Raw genomic sequence first — 18575 nt, forward strand, 5'->3', positions numbered from 1 at the left:
GCCGTTCCTTATTCGGCGGGTTGCAGCGCGGCGGAAGCTTGACCCTTCCCCTTGTGGGAAAGGCGGTCGCCCAATGCGCGGCACACGACATAGAAGGTGGGGGTGAAGAGCAGGCCGAACGCCGTCACGCCGGTCATCCCGAAGAAGACGGCCGTACCCAGCGCCTGCCGTAGTTCGGCGCCCGCACCGCTCGCGATCACCAGAGGCACCGCGCCCAGGATGAAGGCGAAGCTGGTCATCAGGATCGGACGCAAGCGGGTCTGGGCAGCCTGAACGGCGGCGTCGACCGGCGAGAGGCCTTGTTCTTCCTCGGCCTGCTTGGCGAATTCGACCACGAGGATGGCATTCTTCGCCGCCAGCGCGATCAGCACGACAAGGCCGATCTGCGTCAGGATATTGTTGTCCATGCCCCGCAGGTTCACGCCCAGCATGGCCGCGAACAGGCACATCGGCACGATCAGGATGATCGAGAGTGGCAGCGTCAGGCTTTCATATTGCGCCGCCAGCACCAGGAAGACGAAGAAGACCGCCATGGCGAAGACGATGCCTGCGGTATTGCCTGCCATCACCTGCTGATAGGCGACGCCGGTCCATTCCTTGCCATAGCCGTCGGGGAGGGTGGAGTCGGCCAGCTTTTCCATGGTCATCAGCGCCTGGCCGGAACTGGTGCCCGGCGCCGTGTCGCCGTCGATCTCCACTGCGGGGAGCAGATTGTAGCGCACCACGCGATAGGGGCCGGTCTTGTCCTTGAAGGTCGAGACGGAACCGATGGGGACCATCTGCCCGCTGTTCGAACGGGTCTTGAGATTGGCGATATCCGCCACCGTTCCGCGATGGTCGGCATCGGCCTGCGCGGTCACGCGATAGGTGCGGCCGAGCAGGTTGAAGTCGTTGACGAAGGCGGAGCCCAGATAGACCTGCATCGCTTCGAACACGCGTTCCGGCGGCACACCGAGCAGGTCGGCCTTGCGGCGGTCCACATCCGCGTAAACGCGGGGGGTGCCGACGTCGAACAGGGTGTAGACCATGTTGAGGCCGGGCATCTTGTTGGCCTTGGCGATGAAATCCTGCGCGACCTTGTTCAGTTCGGCATAACCATGATCCTCGCGGTCCTGCACCATCAGGCGATAGCCGCCCGCCGAACCGATGCCCTGGATGAGCGGCGGCGGCACGAGCAGGATGCGCGCCTTGTCATAACCGGCGACGGCTTTGTTAGCCTGCTCCATGATCCCGGCATAGGTGGCGCCTTCTTGCCGACGTTCCGCGAAGGTCTTGAACGGGAAGTAGATGGCGGCGCTGTTGGGCGCCTGCGTCTGCGAGGGGCCGTGGAAACCGGCGAACATCACCGCGCCGCGCAGCCCCCTGATGGGCAGGATCTTCGCCGCGACCTCCCGCGTCACCTTGTCGGTGCGTTCCAGCGATGCGCCGGAGGGAAGCTGCACCACGGCAAGGAAATAGCCCTGGTCCTGCGCGGGGATGAAGCCGCCGGGCGTCACCCAGAACAGGGCGATGGTGGCGGCGATCAGGCCCGAATAGGTCAGCAGCATCTTCCTGGGCCGCGCGACGAGGAAGCGGGTGAGGCGGGCATAGCCTGCGCTCAGCCGGTCGAAACCGCGATTGAAGCGGTCGGCGGCCTGCGCCGCGATCCGGCGCCAGCGCGGGGCGTTGTCCAGATCATGCGCGCCATGCTTGGACTTCAGCAACAGCGCCGCCGCAGCCGGAGACAGAGTGAGCGAGAGGATCAGCGAGATGATCGTCGCGGTCGAGATGGTGACGGCGAACTGCTGGTAGAAGGCGCCCGAAATGCCGGTGATGAACAGGGTCGGCACGAACACCGCGCACAGGACGAGGACGATGGCGATAAGGGCGGTGGAGACTTCGTCCATGGAGACGCGGGCGGCCTCCAGCGGGGACATGCCATGCTCGATATTGCGCTCGACATTCTCGACCACGACGATGGCGTCGTCGACGACGATGCCGATGGCCAGCACTAGCCCGAAGAGCGACAGGTTGTTGAGCGAATAGCCAAGGCCCGCCAGGATCGCCGCCGTGCCGATCAGCGAGACCGGGATGGCGATGATCGGGATAACGGCGGCGCGCCAGTTCTGGAGGAAGACCAGAATGACCAGGACGACGAGGATCACCGCTTCGAACAGCGTGTGATAGACGGCGTCGATCGACTGGCTGATGAATTCGGTCGGATTGTAGATGACGCTATATTCCAGCCCCTTGGGGAAGCGCTTGGACAGTTGTTCCATCTCCGCCTTCACCTTCTCCGCCGCGTCGAGCGCGTTGGAGCCGGGGCGCTGCATCGTTGCGATGACGACGGTGGGCTTGTTCGACAGATAGGTGTTGACGCCATAGTCCTGCGCGCCCAGTTCGACGCGGGCGACGTCGCCCACGCGCACCTGGCGGCCATCGGCGTCGGTGCGGATGACGACGTCTGCGAACTGCTGAGGTTCGGTCAGGCGGCCCTGCATCTCGACGCCGAGCTGGAAGGCTTCGCCCCTATCATAAGGCGGCTGGCCGATGGAACCGGCGGACACCTGCACATTCTGGGCGCGCAGAGCCTGGACGATCTCGCCCGCCGTCAGGTTGAGCGCCGCGGCGCGGTCGGGATCGATCCAGATGCGCATCGCATAGTCGCGCGAGCCGAAAAGCTGCACGTCGCCCACGCCGTCGAGACGGGCGAGCCGGTCGCGGACCTGGGTGAGGGCATAGTTGGAGATATAGTTGCGGTCGAACGTGCCGTCGGGCGACTGGAGGTTGACGACCATCAGGAATTCCGGGGTCGTCTTGCGCGTGACGACGCCCAGGCGCTGCACCTCTTCGGGCAGGCGCGGAATGGCCACGGCGACGCGGTTCTGAACGAGCACCTGTGCGGCATCGAGATCGGTGCCGACCTTGAAGGTGACGGTGATCGTAACCTTGCCGTCGCCGGTCGACTGGCTGCTTTGATAGAGCATGTCGTCGACGCCGTTGATTTCCTGCTCGATCGGTGCGGCGACGGTGGACGCGACGGTTTCGGCCGAGGCGCCGGGATATTGGGCGGAGACCGTGACCGTGGGCGGCACGATGTCGGGATATTGCGAGACGGGCAGACCGACGAAGGCGATCGCGCCGACCACGGTGATGATCACCGCGATCACGGCGGCAAAGATCGGCCGGTCGATGAAGAAACGGGAGAGGCGCATCGGACGAATTCCTCGATGGCGTGAAAAGGGGTACGCGATCCGGTGGGGAGTGCCGGATCGCAGGATAATTCTCCGTGCTGTCCCAAGGGGTTGGGTCAGCGAGCGAAGGTCGCCTGCGCCGCCGTCGGCGCCGCCGCATCCGTCGGCTTGACCGGCGCCGGGCTCGCCTCGATCGCCGCTGGCCGCGTAGCGACCTTGGCGCCGGGCATGGCGGCCTGGATGTTCGACACGATCACCCGGTCGCCGGGCGCCAGCCCCGCGCGGATGATGCGCAGCCCGTCCACCACCGGCCCCAGTTCGACTGGCTTTGCTGTAACGCTGTCGTCCTTTCCGACCACCAGCACGGTTTTGCGCGCCTGATCGGACTGGATGGCCTCATCCGGAACCAGCAGGGCATTGACCTTGCCGCCATTGGCGAGGCGCATGTTTCCGAACAATCCCGGCGTCAGGAACATCTCCGGATTGTCGAACACAGCGCGCACCCGGATCGTGCCCGAACGCGGGTCGAGCCCGTTATCGGTGAAGTCCAGACGACCCTTGTGCTGGTAATCCGCTTCGTCCTGCAACCGAACCTCGACTGCCCCGCCATTGCCCTTGTCGCGCTGCGATTTCAGGTACAGCGCTTCGGACGCGTCGAAGTTGAAATAAATGGGGTCGAGCTTGTTGACCGTGGTCAGCAGCGTCGCGCCCGCACCCTCGCCTGCGGAGACGAGATTGCCGATATCGACGCGACGGTCGGAAACGCGGCCCGAAATCGGTGCGCGGACTTGCGTGAACTCCATGTCGAGCGCGCGCTGCCTCTCGCGGGCCTGCGCCCCCGCCAGGGCTGCCTGAGCGGCCTGCAGGCGGGACCGGAGCGAGTCTACCTCGCTCGCGGAAACGGCTTCATCGCCGGTCAGGCGCTGGACGCGGCTATAATCGTTCTGCGCGAGCAATAATGCGCTGCGGGCGCTGGCGGTACTGGCGCGGGCTTCGGCCAGGGCCGCCAGGAAGGGCCGCTGGTCGATGGTAAAGAGCAACTGCCCCTGCCGCACATAATCGCCGTCCCTGAAGTGGATCGCGGTCACCGAACCCGACACGCGGGGACGGATTTCGACCGTCTGGCTGGGGGCGAAGCGGCCGACATATTCGTCCCACTGCGTCACCGTGCGGGTCAGCGGGACGGAGACGCCCACGGTGACCAGCGGGGTGGCGGCGGCTTGCGCTTCGGGCCTGTCGACGATCTTCCAGGTCACGCCGCCGACGATGGCCAGCGCGATCACGCCCAGCGAAACATGGCGCTTGCGCCAGCGGGCGAGGGGCGTGGCCGACCGGGTGTCGACGTCGATGGGTGTATGCATGTTCATGAGTGTCAGCTCCGGGAACCTTGAAAGCGCCTTTGCGCGCTGATGCTGGCCAGCAGCGTTTCAAGCTGGCCTTCATTGAAACCGGCCTGGAGGAAGGCCTTCAGGAAGGAGGGACGGACGGTGTATCCGCGATGCCAGGCGTCGACCGCCAGGCGGCGCAGGCTTTCCAGCCGCTTGTTGGCGAGGCGCGGATTGGCGCGCTCCCCGAATATCCAGCTTTTCAGCCGGTCCCAGCGGTCCGGCGCGCGCAAGGACGACAGTCCGTCCCGGCGCGCCAACTGGATGATCTGCCATTCGATGGGCGCGAAGCTGGAGCTTGCTGCCCTTGTGGCGCCAATCGCCCCGCCATCTTCGGCAAGCGTGGCAAGTTGCAGAAATGCCATGGCTATTCCCCTGTCAACGATGCACAGCCGGGGGTTCGGGCCGACATGATGCCGTCCGCCGCGAGCCATCCCGGCCGAACGTGAAAAAACCTCTCCGCCGCGCAACCCATGGCCGCGCGTCAAGCGATAGGATGATGGTCAGGTCGCGGCGCCCTGTTGGGCTGGCCGCTTCAGGTCGTCAGTGACGACAGAGTTTAAGAAATGTCCGCATCATATGACCCCTTTTGGATAGCAGGTCTATTCAATACTGATTGGTATATAATGCGGTGCAGCAGTGGGGTCAAGAATCTTTTTGTACCGATTGGTAATTTTTTGGTATTTAATACAGGAAATGTCTGATTTCCGTCACTTGCCTGGCCAGACGGCCAGCGTGGTCTCCACCAGTTGCTCCAGCCGTTCCCGCGGCATTCCGGCGCTCGCATGCACGGCCATGCCCTGCATCACCGTCGTCAGATAGGTGGCCAGCGCCTGCGGCTCGATCGTGTCGGGGAAGTCGCCCTCATCCCGCGCGCGTTCCATCCGCGCCAGGAGCGCCGCGTCCGAAGAGGCGCGGCGGGCGATGACATCGTCGCGGATCGAATCCGCATGGGTGGTGCAGGCCACGGCGCTGATGACGCCCAGGCAGCCATGGGGATCGGTCGTGCCGGTCTGGATCGCCAGCGAACCGCGCAGCAGCCGTTCGGCCACGCCCTTCGCCGTCGGCGCGTCCAGCGCGGATTTCATGTAGCAAAGCTTGTCGCGCTCATAGAGGTCGAGCGCCTTGCGGAACAGCGATTCCTTGTTGCCGAAACAGGCATAGAGGCTGGGCTTGGTGATTCCCATCGCCTCGGTCAGCTCGGCCATGGACGCACCCTCATAGCCACGCCGCCAGAAGACGGTGAGCGCGGCGCTGAGCGCTTCTTCGGGATCGAACTCTCGCGGGCGTCCCCTTGCTGTCTGCGTCTGTGTTTCCATACCGAGCGGTATATAGTGAAGCTTGCGCCCAGCGTCCAGAGCCGGGTTACATGGGGCATCACTTTATCCTATCAGCCGGGAAAAGAGAGCGAAGCGCATGCAGACCCGTCTTCTTCAATATTTCCTGGCCCTGGAGAGGGAAGGGCATTTCGCGCGGGCGGCGGCGGCGTGCCATGTGTCGCAGCCGACGCTGTCGGCGGGCATCTCCGCGCTGGAGGCGCAGCTTGGCAAGCGGTTGATCCTGCGTAACCGCCGCTATGCCGGGCTTACCGAGGAGGGGCTGGCGATCCTGCCCTGGGCGCAGCAACTGGTCGCGGCGGCGGACAATCTGATGCAGGCGGCGGCGGTCGCCAAGGGGCCGTTGCAGGGCGAATTGCGACTGGGGGCGATCCCGGCGGCGATGCCGGCCGTCGGCCCGCTGGTCGGGGCGCTGCTGGAGCGGCATCCGGGGCTGAACATATCCGTACGGGCGCTGACGTCGCGCCAGATCGAGCGGGAATTGACCGCATTCGAACTGGATGCGGGCCTCACTTATCTGGATTTCGAGCCGCCGTCGCACATGCTCGCGGTGCCGCTTTATGTCGAGCGTTACATGCTGGCGGCGGCGCAGGGCGTGCTGGATGAAAAGCGGGTGTTGGACTGGGAGGATGTGGCTGGATTGCCGCTGTGCCTGCTGCATCAGGGGATGCAGAACCGGCGGATATTGGATGCGCGGCTGGGGGAGCGCGGGCTGGCGTTGCGGCCGGTGGTGACGGCGGACAGCTATGTCGCGCTGTTTGCATTGGTGCGCCAGGGGCGGCTCTGTTCGATCGTGCCGGATAGCCATGCGATGCTGCTGGACGGGCTGGATTGGGTGCGGACCTTCGCGCTGCCCGATGCGGAGGAAGGGAGCCGGATCGGCGTGATCGTCTCCGATCGGGCGCCGCTGGGCCCGCTGGCGCAGGCGGTGTTGACCGTGGCGCGGGATATTTCAGGACGGAGCGAGGGGTAAATCCCCAATCATTCTCCCTCCCGCTCGCCAAGCACGATAGCATCGATTCGGCGGAGCATGGTGGTAAAGGCGTCGATTTCTTCCGCGCTGAAATGGGAGAAGACTCCGCTTTCCAGTTCCAGCGCCTTGGGGGCGATGGCTGCGTGAAGCCGCTGCCCCTCCGCCGTGAGTGCCAACAGATGGGATCGGCGGTCCTCCGGATTGGGCAGCCGATGGAGCAGGTCTCGCTCCGTCAGGGCGATGGCGGCGCGGCTGACCGTCACCTTGTCCATGCGGCTTTGGGCGCAAATCTGTTGCTGGGTGATGCTGCCCCTTTCCGCAACCCAGGCGATGACGCGCCATTCGGCTATGGTGATGCCGAACAGCGTTTCATAGCTTTGCGCGATCGTGTCGCTTAGCAGCGCCGCCGTGAAGGAGAGGCGGTAGGGAAGGAATTGGTCGAGGCGCAGCGTCTTGGCGGTCATGCCCAAATGGTAACATTTGATACTTCATCGGCAAAGCGCTATGATGGTAACAATTGATACCATTGGAGTCGTGAAGGATGGAGGAGCACGGGCGTCCCGACGCAGCCATGATGGCGGGCTTCGGCAATCATTTCGCGACGGAGGCGGTGGCGGGCGCGCTGCCGGTCGGCCGCAATTCGCCGCAACATGCGCCCTATGGGCTTTACGCCGAACAATTGTCCGGCACCGCCTTCACCGCGCCGCGCGGCGAGAATCGGCGGAGCTGGCTCTATCGCCTGCGCCCGGCGGCCAATCATCCGCCCTATCGCCCTTATGAATATGAGAGCCTGTTGCGCAGCGGGCCGTTTGATGAAGTCCCGCCGACGCCCAACCGCCTGCGCTGGGATCCGCTGCCGCTGCCCGAGCGGCCATTGGATTTCATTGACGGGCTGACCAGCTATTGCGGCGCGGGCGATGCAGCGGGTGGCGAAGGCCTGGCCGTCCATCTCTATGTCGCGAACCGCTCGATGGAAAAGCGGGCCTTTTATAATGCCGATGGCGAGATGCTGATCGTGCCGCAGCAGGGCACGCTGCGCATCGTCACCGAAATGGGCGTGATGGATGTCGCGCCGGAACAGATCGCGCTCATTCCACGTGGCCTGCGTTTCCGGGTGGACCTGCCCGATGGCGCGGCGCGGGGCTATGTCTGCGAAAATTACGGCGCCTTGTTCCGCCTGCCTGAACTCGGACCGATCGGCGCCAATGGGCTCGGCAATGCCCGCGATTTCGAAACGCCCGTCGCCTGGTATGAGGATGACGATACGCCCCATGAGATCGTCCAGAAATTCGCCGGACGGCTATGGGTGACGACGCAGGACCATTCGCCCTTCGACGTGGTGGCATGGCATGGCAATCTGGCGCCGTGCCGCTATGATCTGCGGCGGTTCAACACGATGAACACGGTCAGTTACGACCATCCCGATCCGTCGATCTTCACCGTGCTGACATCCCCCAGCGACCGGGCGGGCACGGCTAATTGCGACTTCGTGATCTTTCCGCCGCGCTGGATGGTGGCGGAGGATACATTCCGCCCGCCATGGTTTCACCGCAATGTGATGAGCGAGTTCATGGGACTGATCCACGGCGTCTATGATGCCAAGGCGGGCGGGTTTGCGCCGGGTGGCGCTTCGCTGCACAATTGCATGGCGGGACATGGGCCGGACCGGGCGAGCTATGAGGGCGCGGTGGCCGCCGAGTTGAGGCCGCATCGGATCAGCGACACCATGGCCTTCATGTTCGAAAGCCGCTTCGCTTTCCATCCGACCCGCTTCGCGATGGAAACGCCGCTTTGCCAGTTGGACTATGATGATTGCTGGTCGGGCTTCACAAAGGCGCAACTGCCGCAAGGGGCCGGTTCAAGAGACGAGGAGGGGGCATGAGTTTTCCGCAGATCGACGAAACCCATGATCCGGCCCGGTCGAGCTGGGTGGAAGGGGCCGATGGGCATCCCGATTTTCCCGTGCAGAACCTGCCCTACGGGATTTTCTCGCCGCCCGGCGGGGATGCGCGGGCCGGCGTGGCGATCGGGGATCGGATATTCGATCTGCGCGCCGCTGCGGAGGCCGGATTGCTGCCCGCTGGTGCGGTGTCCGCATTGGGCGGAACGACGCTGAACGCGCTGATGGCGCTCCCGGTGGCTGACCGTGTGGCGCTGCGCCGCTGGTTGAGTGCGCTGTTCAGCGATGCGGGGCAGCGGGACGCGGTTGAACCCCTGTTGCACCGGACGGCGGATTGTGCGCTGCATCTGCCCGCCGCGATTGGCGATTATACCGATTTCTACGTCGGCATTCACCATGCGACCAATATCGGCAAGCTGTTCCGGCCCGACAATCCATTACTGCCCAATTATAAATATGTGCCGATCGGCTATCATGGACGGGCGTCCTCGATCCGTCCTTCAGGGGTGCCGGTGGTGCGGCCGCAGGGTCAGCGCAAGGCGCCCGATGCTGATGTGCCCATTGTGGGGCCAAGCCAAAGGCTGGATTATGAGCTGGAGCTGGGCATCTGGATTGGCGCGGGCAATGCGCTGGCCGAACGCGTGCCGATTGCCGAAGCGGCGGATCATATTGCGGGCTTCTGCCTGCTCAACGACTGGTCGGCGCGGGACTTTCAGGCGTGGGAATATGTGCCTTTGGGACCGTTTCTCGCCAAGAATTTCCAGTCGACCATCTCGCCCTGGGTGGTGACGGCGGAGGCCATGGCGCCCTTCCGCATCGCCCAGCCAGAGCGGCCTGAGGGCGATCCGCAACCCTTGCCCTATTTGTGGGATGAGGGGGATCAGGCCCATGGCGCGCTGGCTATCGAACTGGAGGTCCATCTGTCGAGTGCGCGCATGCGAGCGCAGGGGCTGGCGCCGATGCGGCTTTCCCGCGGGCCAGCTTCGTCCATGTACTGGACCGCGCAGCAGATCGTCACCCATCATGCCTCCAATGGCTGCAACCTCAATCCCGGCGATCTGCTGGGGACGGGCACGCTCTCCGGACCGACGCCGGACAGCTATGGCAGTCTCATGGAACTGACCGAGGGCGGCAAGACGAAGATCGTCCTGCCGACCGGCGAGGAACGGGCCTTTCTGGAGGATGGCGACGAACTGGCACTCAAGGCGGTGGCGCGGGCGGACGGCTATGTGTCCATCGGCTTCGGGGAATGCCGGGCCGTGATCGAGCCGGCCCGATGAGCGCGCTGACACTCCATGGCTATTGGCGGTCGAGCGCCGCCTATCGCGTGCGGATCGCGCTGAACCTGAAGGGCGTGGCCTATGAACAGGTGACGCATGATCTGCGCACCGGCGCGCAACGCGAGGCGGGCTATCGTGCCTTGGCGCCGCAAGGGTTGGTTCCGGCAGTGGAGACGGACGATTTTGCGCTTACGCAAAGCCCGGCGATCTTGGAGTGGATCGAGGAACGCTGGCCGCAACCGCCACTGTTGCCGCCGGATGCGGAAGGGCGGGCGATTGCACGCTCGATGGCCGCGCTGATCGGCTGCGACATCCATCCGCTCAACAATCTGCGCGTGTTGCAGGCGCTGAAAGGTGATTTCGGCGCGGATCAGGCTGCGCTGGACAAATGGATAGCTCGCTGGATCGAGGATGGTTTCGCCGCGCTGGAAATATTGGTGGCGCGGCATGGCCGGGGCTTTGCCTTTGGCGACCGCCCGGGGCTGGCGGACTGCTATCTGGTGCCGCAGCTTTATTCGGCGGAGCGGTTCAAGGTCGATCTCTCGCCCTTTCCCGCGCTGGTCGCGGCGGGGGAAAAAGCGCGGGCGCTGGATGCCTTTACGGCGGCGCATCCTTCCGTCCAGCCCGATGCCGACCAGCAATGAGCGACGAAGCGCGGCTGACGGCGACCGGCGGGCACCTCCTTGGCGTCGCTCGATAGCATCGCGGACAGGAAGCCCACCAGCCGATGTGACCAAGAAGATAGTCAGCGAGCCTTGTCTTCCTTTGGCTGGCTATCCTTCCCGCCCGTAGTTCTCGCCTCTTTGCGCAGCGCCGTCATCGAAAGCGCGGCAAGACGGTTGGCCTCTTCCTCCGACACGCCGACCATACGCAACGGCAAAGCGGATGCGCGATGGGCTGCTTTGTGTGTGATCTGTCCTTCGAGCGTCGCCTTCACGATCGCGATGGTGACGGCGTGGATCGCCGTGATCGCGAACTCGACGTCGTCTACGCGGAACATTCCGGAATCGACACCCATCTGAACGCCGACGCGAGCATGATCGCGCAGCAAACGGTCGAGCATCTGCAACGATGGTTCGAGCTGAATGATGAATGCGGCCCAGGCGCGGTCACGTTCTGCCTGTTCGATAAGGCGCCGGATTGCGAAACATGTCGATATTGCCGCATTCGGCTGTTTCCGAGTGACCTGTTCGAGGGCCGCTCCGAATTCTTCGACGACCGTCGAAAAGACCGCCTGCGCAAGCTCTTCCTTCGAGGTGAAATGGTTGTAGAAAGATCCGACTCCGACATCCGCTTCCTCGACGATTTCCGCAATGGTCGAGCTTTCAAGACCCTTTGTGCGCATGACGCGATATGCGGCGTCGATGAGTTTGCGCCTCGCCGTCAGCTTCCTGCCACCCTTCGCTCGGCGTGGTTCGTTCGTCGGCTCTGCGGACACTGCTGCAATCGGTTTTGCCTTGGCCATACGCCCCCTCGGTTCCGTGTTCCGATGTTCCCTAGCAAGATCGGAATGAAGGTTCAATCAGAACACGACACGAAGAGGGCGGCTGGCTCTGGACAAAATGCGATCGAGGTAATACTGAGGATTAATTCAGAAATATGGAGACGGATATGCGGTTGGTGCGGTATGGAGAGCCGGGACGAGAGAAGGCCGGCATTGTTGACGGCGAAGGCAATCTTCGCGCTATCTCGCCCTTGGTCACCGACTGGACCGTCGAGCATCTGTCGGACGAATGGCAGCATATTCTCGCTGCCCTCGACCCGGCAAAGCTGCCCAAAGTGGACGGAGACATTCGAATTGCCGCACCGATATCCGGAATATCCCAGCTTCTGGGTATAGGACTCAACTACCGGGATCATGCAGCCGAGGCAAATATGGCCATTCCCGATTTCCCGATGCTGTTCCAAAAGGCTCTAGGCTCCATATCGGGTCCATATGATGACATTCTTCTGGGCCAAGGGGCCGAAGCGCTAGACTGGGAAGCGGAACTTGCCGTAGTCGTACGGAAGCGTGGCCGTCACATCGCCCTCGAAGACGCCTACGATTATATTGGCGGGTACATGGTGGCCGCCGACATCTCCGAAAGGGATTGGCAGTTCAGTCATGGTGGGCTGCACAATAAAGGGAAGAGCTACGACAGCTTTACCCCCCTTGGACCATGGCTGGTGACGCCGCAAGATGTAGTCGATCCGCAGTCGCTTCACATCTGGCTTACGGTCAATCAGGACATTCGCCAGGATGCCTCGACGAGCGAGATGATCTTCAGCGTCGCTGAATGCATCGCACATATAAGCAAGTTCCAGACCTTGCTTCCTGGCGACGTTATCCTCACCGGAACGCCGGCGGGTGTGGGCTTTGGCATGGATCCGCGCATGTATCTTCGGCCCGGGGACATAGTTGCGTTAGGCGTGGACGATCTTGGAAAGCAGAAACATCGAGTCGTGCCGGAGGGCTGACCGATCCCGGAAACCCGCTGCGCATGCGGGGTCTCGTCGGGTTCGGGCTGCACACCGATCCGACGGGGCAAATCGTTTCAAACCTATGCTGACCCCGAGGGGCAGAGAGGAATGCAGAAATGGAACCAGTTATCGTCGGATGGGGTCATGCCAAGTTCGGAAAGCATGACGCGCTCAGCCTCGAGCAGCTGATCCGGTCTGCCGCAAGCGAGGCGCTCGCCTCCGCCGGGATCGGTGCGGGGCGGCGGGCTACGCCCGATGGAGAATGATGATGGAACATCGAGCCAATCCCCGGTTTCGCAATGTGAGAGTGCTGGCAACCCTCGGTCCGGCGAGCGCGACTCCGGAAATAATTACGGAACTGTTCGAAGCGGGTGCGGACGCATTCCGGATCAATATGAGCCATGGTACGCAAGAGGATAAAGTCGCGATCGTTGCGGCGATCCGAGGCATTGAGAAGACGCACGGGCGTGCGACGACGATCCTGTTCGACCTTCAGGGCCCCAAATTGCGGATCGGCAATTTCCAGGATGGCGCGATCCTCCTCGAAAAAGGTGCCAAGTTCGTCCTCGACAGTGACCCGGCATCGGGGAACGAAACGCGGGTGCACCTACCCCATCGCGAGATACTTCAGGCGCTTGTTCCTGGTGCGCGGCTCCTCCTGGATGATGGAAAGCTGGCCCTTCGGGTAGAGGCCTGCGATGCGACGCGCGCCGACACCGTCGTGGAAACCGGCGGCCGCCTTTCCAACTGCAAAGGTCTCAACGTTCCTGACGTCGTCATTCCTATGACGGCTCTTACGGACAAAGACCGTCGCGATCTGGAATTCGCATGCGAACAGGGGGCCGACTGGATCGCGCTTTCCTTCGTGCAGCGGCCCGAGGATATCGCCGAAGCGAGAAAGCTCATTGCGGGCCGGGCTTCCCTCATGGCGAAAATCGAAAAGCCGGCGGCCGTCGAGCGCGCCGAAGAGATATTGGAGCTCTCCGACGCCGTCATGGTGGCGCGGGGCGATCTAGGGGTCGAAGTGCCGCCCCACCTTGTTCCCGGCATGCAGAAAAAGATCGTCGAAACGGCACGCATATTGGGACGACCGGTGGTCGTCGCGACGCAGATGCTCGAATCGATGATCGTTGCACCCACGCCCACGCGGGCGGAAGTCTCGGACGTGGCCACCGCAATCTACGACGGCGCTGACGTTGTCATGCTGTCGGCCGAGTCGGCGGCTGGGCAATGGCCGCGCGAGGCCGTCGGAATGATGGATAGCATCGCCCAGGCCGTCGAGCGCGACCATGGCTATGCCGGAAGGCTTCACTTTATCCGGACCCTGCCCAATGCGACCACCGCGGACGCGCTCGCCGCGGGTGCATCGCAGATCGCCGGCACCGTCAATGCCTCGCTCATCGTATGTTTCACCCTTTCCGGTTCGACAGCTCGGCGCATTTCTCGGGAGCGGCCGCCAGTACCCTTGCTGGTCCTCACCCCCAAGAGAGATACGGCCCGCCGGGCGGGGTTGTTGTGGGGCGTTCATGCCGTCCAGACGAACGACGTCGAAAATTTCGAAAGCATGATCGCCAAGGCCAAACGCATGGCTTTGCGCTGCGGGATGGCGAAGGGGGGCGACCGTATCGTGATCGTGGCCGGGGTTCCGTTCGGCATTCCCGGTTCCACGAACATGCTTCACGTGGCATTGCTGAACGGAAACGAACTGGACGACCGCGGGGATGGGCCGGCGAGCTAGCGTCGGCCTGTCGATCCGCGGACTACGAGTTGGGCGGCGCTGGTCGACTGGTGATCGGCCTGTAAGGCTTGTTCCGAACCCTCCCGCAGCGTGTCCAGAAACCAAAGTCCGCAACTGGTTGCGAGGGATTGTACGGGCAACTGCACGGTGGTCAGACCCGGACCCCACCAAGAATACCATTCAGGATCGCCGAAACCCACGAATGACATCTCGCCGGGGATGTCTATGTTGCGCGACCGAATGGCCCGAAGCACGCCGTGCGTAACATGAACGGAAGCTGAGAGTATCGCTGAGGTACGGGGCGAAGCGTTCAAGATCTGTTCGAAAGCCTGCTCGCCTGCCTCTGCGTTCGACGGACCCAGATATACGCTCAGCAGCTCCGCGTCCGCCCGATGCGCCGCATAAGCGCGCCTAACCCCGCGCAGTCGGTCCATTGATGTCGATCGCCGGTCGGACACGCCTATGTAGGCGATTCGCCGGTGCCCCAGCCTGAGAAGATGATCTGCCGCGTCGTAAAGCGCCGCTTCGTCATCGATCCCGAACCACGCGCCGCCCACGCCGGGCAGTTTCCGCAACATCTGGACATGAGGAGCCCGTTTCAGCAGCGCCACGCTATCGCGTCGCGGGGCGGCGGTAGGTACGATGATCGTACCTGCGACTCGAGCGCCCACCAGATCGCGAAGATGGCGATATTCGGTTTCGCGATTGTCGCTGGTGATCGAAAGCGCGACATGGAACCCGTTACGATCGCAACATTCGGAGAGAGTTTGGGCGATTGAGGCGTAGAAGTCGTTACGGATGTCCGGAAGAACCAAGCCGATGAAGTTGCTCGATCCGCCGCGCATCATCCGTGCCGGCAGGTTGCCGACATAGCCCATCTGGTCGCAGGCCTTGCGTACTCGCGCTTTCGTTTCCGCACTGATTCTGGGGTCGTCCGCAAGCGCGCGTCCGATCGTCGAGATCGACAGTCCGAGCATCGCTGCAATTTCCTTCGCGCCCACCATGCCCGGTTCCTTCCCCATGTTCCTCGGATCCGAAGACTGCCTTCGTTCGGTCTATATTTGATTGACACTTCACTCAGAAACTTGGCATAGACATCGAGCTATCGATAGCGCAAATTTTTGGAGAGAAGACGTGCCTGCAAAGTCCGATAGCCGGCCTACGGTTGTGCTGACCGATCACCCGTGGCCCGACGTGGCGATCGAAACCGAGATTTTCGCCCAAGCGAACATCGATCTCGTCGCCGGGCCGGTCACAGCTCCGGCGCCGGAAGAGGTCGAGCGCATGATCGCTGATGCCAATCCCCAGGCAATCATGACTTGCTGGGCGCAGGTGTCGGCTCAGGCCATCAGCAATCCCACACGGCTCACTATCGTGACGAGGCTCGGTATTGGGCTCGACAACATCGCAGTTCAGGCCGCAACGGATCGCGGGGCGTGGGTCTCGAATGTTCCGGACTATTGCGTGGGCGAAGTGTCCGACCATGCGATCGCCCTGCTCCTGGCATATTCGCGGGGGATCTCGGTTTTCGATCGCGCGACGAAAGCGGGCGAATGGTCGCCGGACAAGGCGGATCTGCGTCGCACCGCCGATCTGATCGTCGGGCTCATCGGCTATGGCAGGATCGCCCGCGAAACTGCTCGCAAGCTGGCGTCGTTCGGTTGCACCGTGCTGGGGCAATCGCGCAGTTTCCAGGGAGACGAGTTCGCTCAGGCCGCGACGCACGAGCGTATTCAGGCCGAGTGCGACGCGATCGTCATTCACGCGCCTTTGACGGCCGAAACGCATCACCTTGTCGATCGGGATTTCCTGAAGGCCTGTCGGCGGACGCCGCTTATTATCAATGTCAGTCGGGGCAGCCTGGTCGATAACGACGCTCTTCTGGCCGCTCTGGCGGAGGGCTGGATTTCGGAGGCGGCATTGGACGTCATCGAAGGAGAGCCGTCGCCCCCGTCGGAACTGCTCAAGGATCCTCGCATCATCGCGACGCCCCATGTCGCGTTCTCGTCGACGGCATCGCTCGTCGAGTTGCGCAGACGGGCCTGCGAGGATGTCGTTCGCGCCCTGCAAGGCGAGAAGCCAGCTCATCCCTGCAATGAACCGGGGACGGCCCTCGAAGGGGGTGTGGCAAGCGATATTCGTGTTATCGACGAGGGATATGGCCCCATCGTCATCAAACATGCGCTCTCGAAGCTGCGTGTCAAAGCGGATTGGTTCTCAGATCCGAACCGGTCGAATACGGAAGTCGCCGCCCTCGAAGCGGCCGCCGAGCTGATGGGAGCTGCCGCCGTTCCGAAGATCCTCTGGAGCGATGCCGAGCATAACAGCTTCGCGATGGAATTCGTAGGCCCGCCCTTCACGAACTGGAAAGGGGAGTTGCTCTCAGGAAACGTCTGTCCCGCCGTTGCCGCCCAGGCCGGTCGCATCCTTGCGCGGATGCATAGGAACTCTGCCGGTCGCGACGATATTCGCGGCAGGTTTGACGATGTCACGAATTTCGAAGAACTTCGGATCGAGCCCTTCTTCGCGCGCACCGCCGCAAGTTGCCCCGAAATCGCCGACGACATAGTTTCGGCCGCAGAGGGCATGCGCAAGCGTCGCGAAGCGCTGGTGCATGGCGACTATAGCCCTAAGAATCTGCTAACCGACGGCCAGGATATCGTAGTCCTGGATTGGGAGGTGGCCCATTGGGGCGATCCCCGCTTCGATATCGCCTTTTGCCTTTCGCACCTGATTTTGAAGGCGCACCGCCAGGGCGCCGACCACGACGCGTTCATCGAGGCAGCCAGTGCGTTCGCCGATGCCTATCGATCCGAAAATCCGGGACCGTGGGACCGCGATCTCGTCACTCTCGTGGGTTGCCTCATGACCACTCGCCTCTTCGGTCCGTCTCCGATCGACTATCTCGATCAGATCGACGTCCTCGCGACGGCTATGCTGGCGAAGGAACTGGTGCGGGGAAATGCGAACGCCCGCTCTCTCCCCTTCTTTGCAAATCTGGAGAATGTTGATGCCTGATTCTTCCCGCCTCATCGAACAGGTGGTCGCCCGTCAGATACTCGATTCGCGTGGTCGTCCAACTATCGAAGCCGATGTCATTCTGAGCGACGGCACGGTCGGACGGGCGTGCGCACCGTCGGGCGCGTCAACAGGCCGCCACGAAGCGGTAGAATTGCGCGACGGCGATCCTCTCCAGTTCGCCGGGCTCGGCGTCGCGAAGGCGGTAACGAATGTCGCCAACGAGATCGCTCCGGCCCTCAAGGGTTTCGCCGTGAACGACCAGGCCGGCATCGACGCCACGATGACCGATCTTGACGGAACATCGAATTTCAGCCGCTTGGGCGGCAATGCCGTACTGGCCACATCGCTCGCCATATGTCGAGCGGGCGCCATCGCCGCCGGCCGACCGCTTCATCTCTACATCAACGACCTGCTCGGCGATCGCCCGCTGTCGATGCCCATACCGATGACGAATATCCTTAGCGGTGGCGCGCACGCGGGCCGCGGCATGGATATCCAGGACTTCCTCGCGATCCCCATCGGCGCGAACAACTATGCGCAAGCACTGACGATGGTCAACGAGGTGCGCGCGACCGCGGCACAACTCTCCGCCCGTCATGGCCTGCCGGTTCTTCTCGCCGACGAGGGCGGCTTGAGCCCGGGCCTGGAAACGGCCGAGAAAGCTCTCGACCTCATGGTCGAATCCTTCAAGGCGGCTGGATATGAACCGGGCGTTGATATCGCCATCGCACTCGATGTAGCATCGAGCGAACTGTGTCAGGAAGGTCTATACAATCTCGCCCGCCAGGGTGAAACTTATTCCGGTGTCCAGATGGTCGACTATATCGTCAAGCTCGCCCACAACTATCCGATCGTTTCGATCGAAGATCCGCTCGATCAGGACGACTGGATCCACTGGGCGCAGATCACCTCGAAACTGGGTAACATCCAACTGCTGGGTGACGATCTTTTCGCCACCAATCCTGAACGGATCACGCGCGGCGCTGTCGAAAACGTCGCCAATGCGGCCCTCATCAAGGTCAATCAGAACGGCACGCTGAGCGGGACTTTCGCGGCGATGCGGGCAGCGTGGGCCGCTGGCTATTCCACGATCGTCTCTGCCCGCTCGGGCGAGACCGACGATGCCTTCATTTCCGATCTGGCCGTGGGATCGGGAGCCGGTCAGATCAAGATCGGGTCCACCCGCAACTCCGAGCGCCTTTCGAAATATAATCAGCTGCTTCGCATCGAAGCGGCAGCGGAGCTACCGTTTGCAGGACGTGAGACCTTGGCCGGCATCCGGCCCAAGGTCGCGGCCTAATAAGGACA

General features: G+C 62.9%; 16 protein-coding genes. 9 read left to right on the forward strand and 7 right to left on the reverse strand.

The features are described 5' to 3' along the window. Nucleotides 1–8: 8 nt before the first annotated feature. The 4 genes from HHL26_RS02465 to HHL26_RS02480 form a co-directional block, all read right to left on the reverse strand. Entirely contained in the window at nt 9–3194 is a 3186-nt protein-coding gene (locus HHL26_RS02465; protein ID WP_066562319.1) for a multidrug efflux RND transporter permease subunit, read from the reverse strand. 95 nt (nt 3195–3289) lie between these two features. Further along, complete coding sequence (locus HHL26_RS02470; RefSeq protein ID WP_066562321.1) at nt 3290–4540, reverse strand: efflux RND transporter periplasmic adaptor subunit; 1251 nt, start codon at nt 4538–4540, stop codon at nt 3290–3292. 5 nt (nt 4541–4545) lie between these two features. After that, nucleotides 4546–4923: a hypothetical protein gene (locus tag HHL26_RS02475; protein WP_066562327.1), complete on the reverse strand. Its 378-nt coding sequence runs from the start codon at nt 4921–4923 to the stop codon at nt 4546–4548. A 345-nt stretch (nt 4924–5268) separates the two neighbouring features. After that, a complete protein-coding gene (locus tag HHL26_RS02480; RefSeq protein WP_066562329.1) occupies nt 5269–5877 on the reverse strand; it encodes a TetR/AcrR family transcriptional regulator in 609 nt (202 codons plus the stop codon). 97 nt (nt 5878–5974) lie between these two features. Here HHL26_RS02480 and HHL26_RS02485 point away from each other — a divergent pair, with 97 nt between their 5' ends. Beyond that, complete coding sequence (locus HHL26_RS02485) at nt 5975–6868, forward strand: LysR family transcriptional regulator (RefSeq protein WP_066562331.1); 894 nt, start codon at nt 5975–5977, stop codon at nt 6866–6868. An 8-nt stretch (nt 6869–6876) separates the two neighbouring features. Here HHL26_RS02485 and HHL26_RS02490 read toward each other — a convergent pair whose 3' ends face one another. Further along, a complete protein-coding gene (locus HHL26_RS02490; RefSeq protein ID WP_066562336.1) occupies nt 6877–7332 on the reverse strand; it encodes a MarR family transcriptional regulator in 456 nt (151 codons plus the stop codon). Nucleotides 7333–7442: 110 nt separating this feature from the next. Between HHL26_RS02490 and hmgA the strand changes: the two genes are divergently transcribed. From hmgA to maiA, 3 genes are read left to right on the forward strand one after another with little or no spacing between them, the layout of a single operon-like run. Continuing rightward, a complete protein-coding gene (hmgA, locus tag HHL26_RS02495; protein ID WP_066563754.1) occupies nt 7443–8750 on the forward strand; it encodes a homogentisate 1,2-dioxygenase in 1308 nt (435 codons plus the stop codon). Then, on the forward strand, nt 8747–10048 hold the full coding sequence (gene fahA / locus HHL26_RS02500) for a fumarylacetoacetase (protein ID WP_066562337.1): 1302 nt from the start codon (nt 8747–8749) through the stop codon (nt 10046–10048). Before hmgA ends, fahA begins: the two co-directional genes overlap by 4 nt. Then, nucleotides 10045–10692, forward strand: a complete 648-nt coding sequence (gene maiA / locus HHL26_RS02505; protein ID WP_066562338.1) for a maleylacetoacetate isomerase — start codon at nt 10045–10047, stop codon at nt 10690–10692. Before fahA ends, maiA begins: the two co-directional genes overlap by 4 nt. 101 nt (nt 10693–10793) lie before the next feature. On the opposite strand, the gene HHL26_RS02510 is transcribed toward maiA, so the two are convergent. After that, nucleotides 10794–11513, reverse strand: coding sequence for a TetR/AcrR family transcriptional regulator (locus tag HHL26_RS02510; RefSeq protein WP_066562339.1), 720 nt, complete (start codon nt 11511–11513; stop codon nt 10794–10796). Between the two features lie 146 nt (nt 11514–11659). Between HHL26_RS02510 and HHL26_RS02515 the strand changes: the two genes are divergently transcribed. From HHL26_RS02515 to pyk, 3 genes are all read left to right on the forward strand, one after another. Next, nucleotides 11660–12505: a fumarylacetoacetate hydrolase family protein gene (locus tag HHL26_RS02515; RefSeq protein WP_066563755.1), complete on the forward strand. Its 846-nt coding sequence runs from the start codon at nt 11660–11662 to the stop codon at nt 12503–12505. Nucleotides 12506–12624: 119 nt separating this feature from the next. Further along, a complete protein-coding gene (locus HHL26_RS02520) occupies nt 12625–12774 on the forward strand; it encodes a hypothetical protein (RefSeq protein WP_158511761.1) in 150 nt (49 codons plus the stop codon). A gap of 2 nt (nt 12775–12776) precedes the next feature. Then, a complete protein-coding gene (gene pyk / locus HHL26_RS02525) occupies nt 12777–14246 on the forward strand; it encodes a pyruvate kinase (RefSeq protein WP_066563757.1) in 1470 nt (489 codons plus the stop codon). Here pyk and HHL26_RS02530 read toward each other — a convergent pair. Continuing rightward, nucleotides 14243–15250: a LacI family DNA-binding transcriptional regulator gene (locus tag HHL26_RS02530; protein ID WP_066563759.1), complete on the reverse strand. Its 1008-nt coding sequence runs from the start codon at nt 15248–15250 to the stop codon at nt 14243–14245. The two genes, pyk and HHL26_RS02530, sit on opposite strands and share 4 nt — an antisense overlap. Before the next feature lie 130 nt (nt 15251–15380). On the opposite strand from HHL26_RS02530, the gene HHL26_RS02535 reads away from it, so the two are divergent. Both HHL26_RS02535 and eno read left to right on the forward strand, forming a co-directional pair. Further along, on the forward strand, nt 15381–17264 hold the full coding sequence (locus tag HHL26_RS02535) for an NAD(P)-dependent oxidoreductase (RefSeq protein ID WP_169575796.1): 1884 nt from the start codon (nt 15381–15383) through the stop codon (nt 17262–17264). Further along, nucleotides 17257–18567 carry a phosphopyruvate hydratase gene (gene eno / locus HHL26_RS02540; protein WP_066562340.1) on the forward strand — a complete coding sequence of 437 codons (1311 nt, stop codon included), beginning with the start codon at nt 17257–17259 and terminating at the stop codon, nt 18565–18567. The genes HHL26_RS02535 and eno overlap by 8 nt, the downstream gene beginning before the upstream one ends. The last annotated feature ends 8 nt before the right edge of the window (nt 18568–18575 follow it).

The sequence above is a fragment of the Sphingobium sp. TB-6 genome (assembly GCF_012927365.1).
GTDB lineage: Bacteria > Pseudomonadota > Alphaproteobacteria > Sphingomonadales > Sphingomonadaceae > Sphingobium.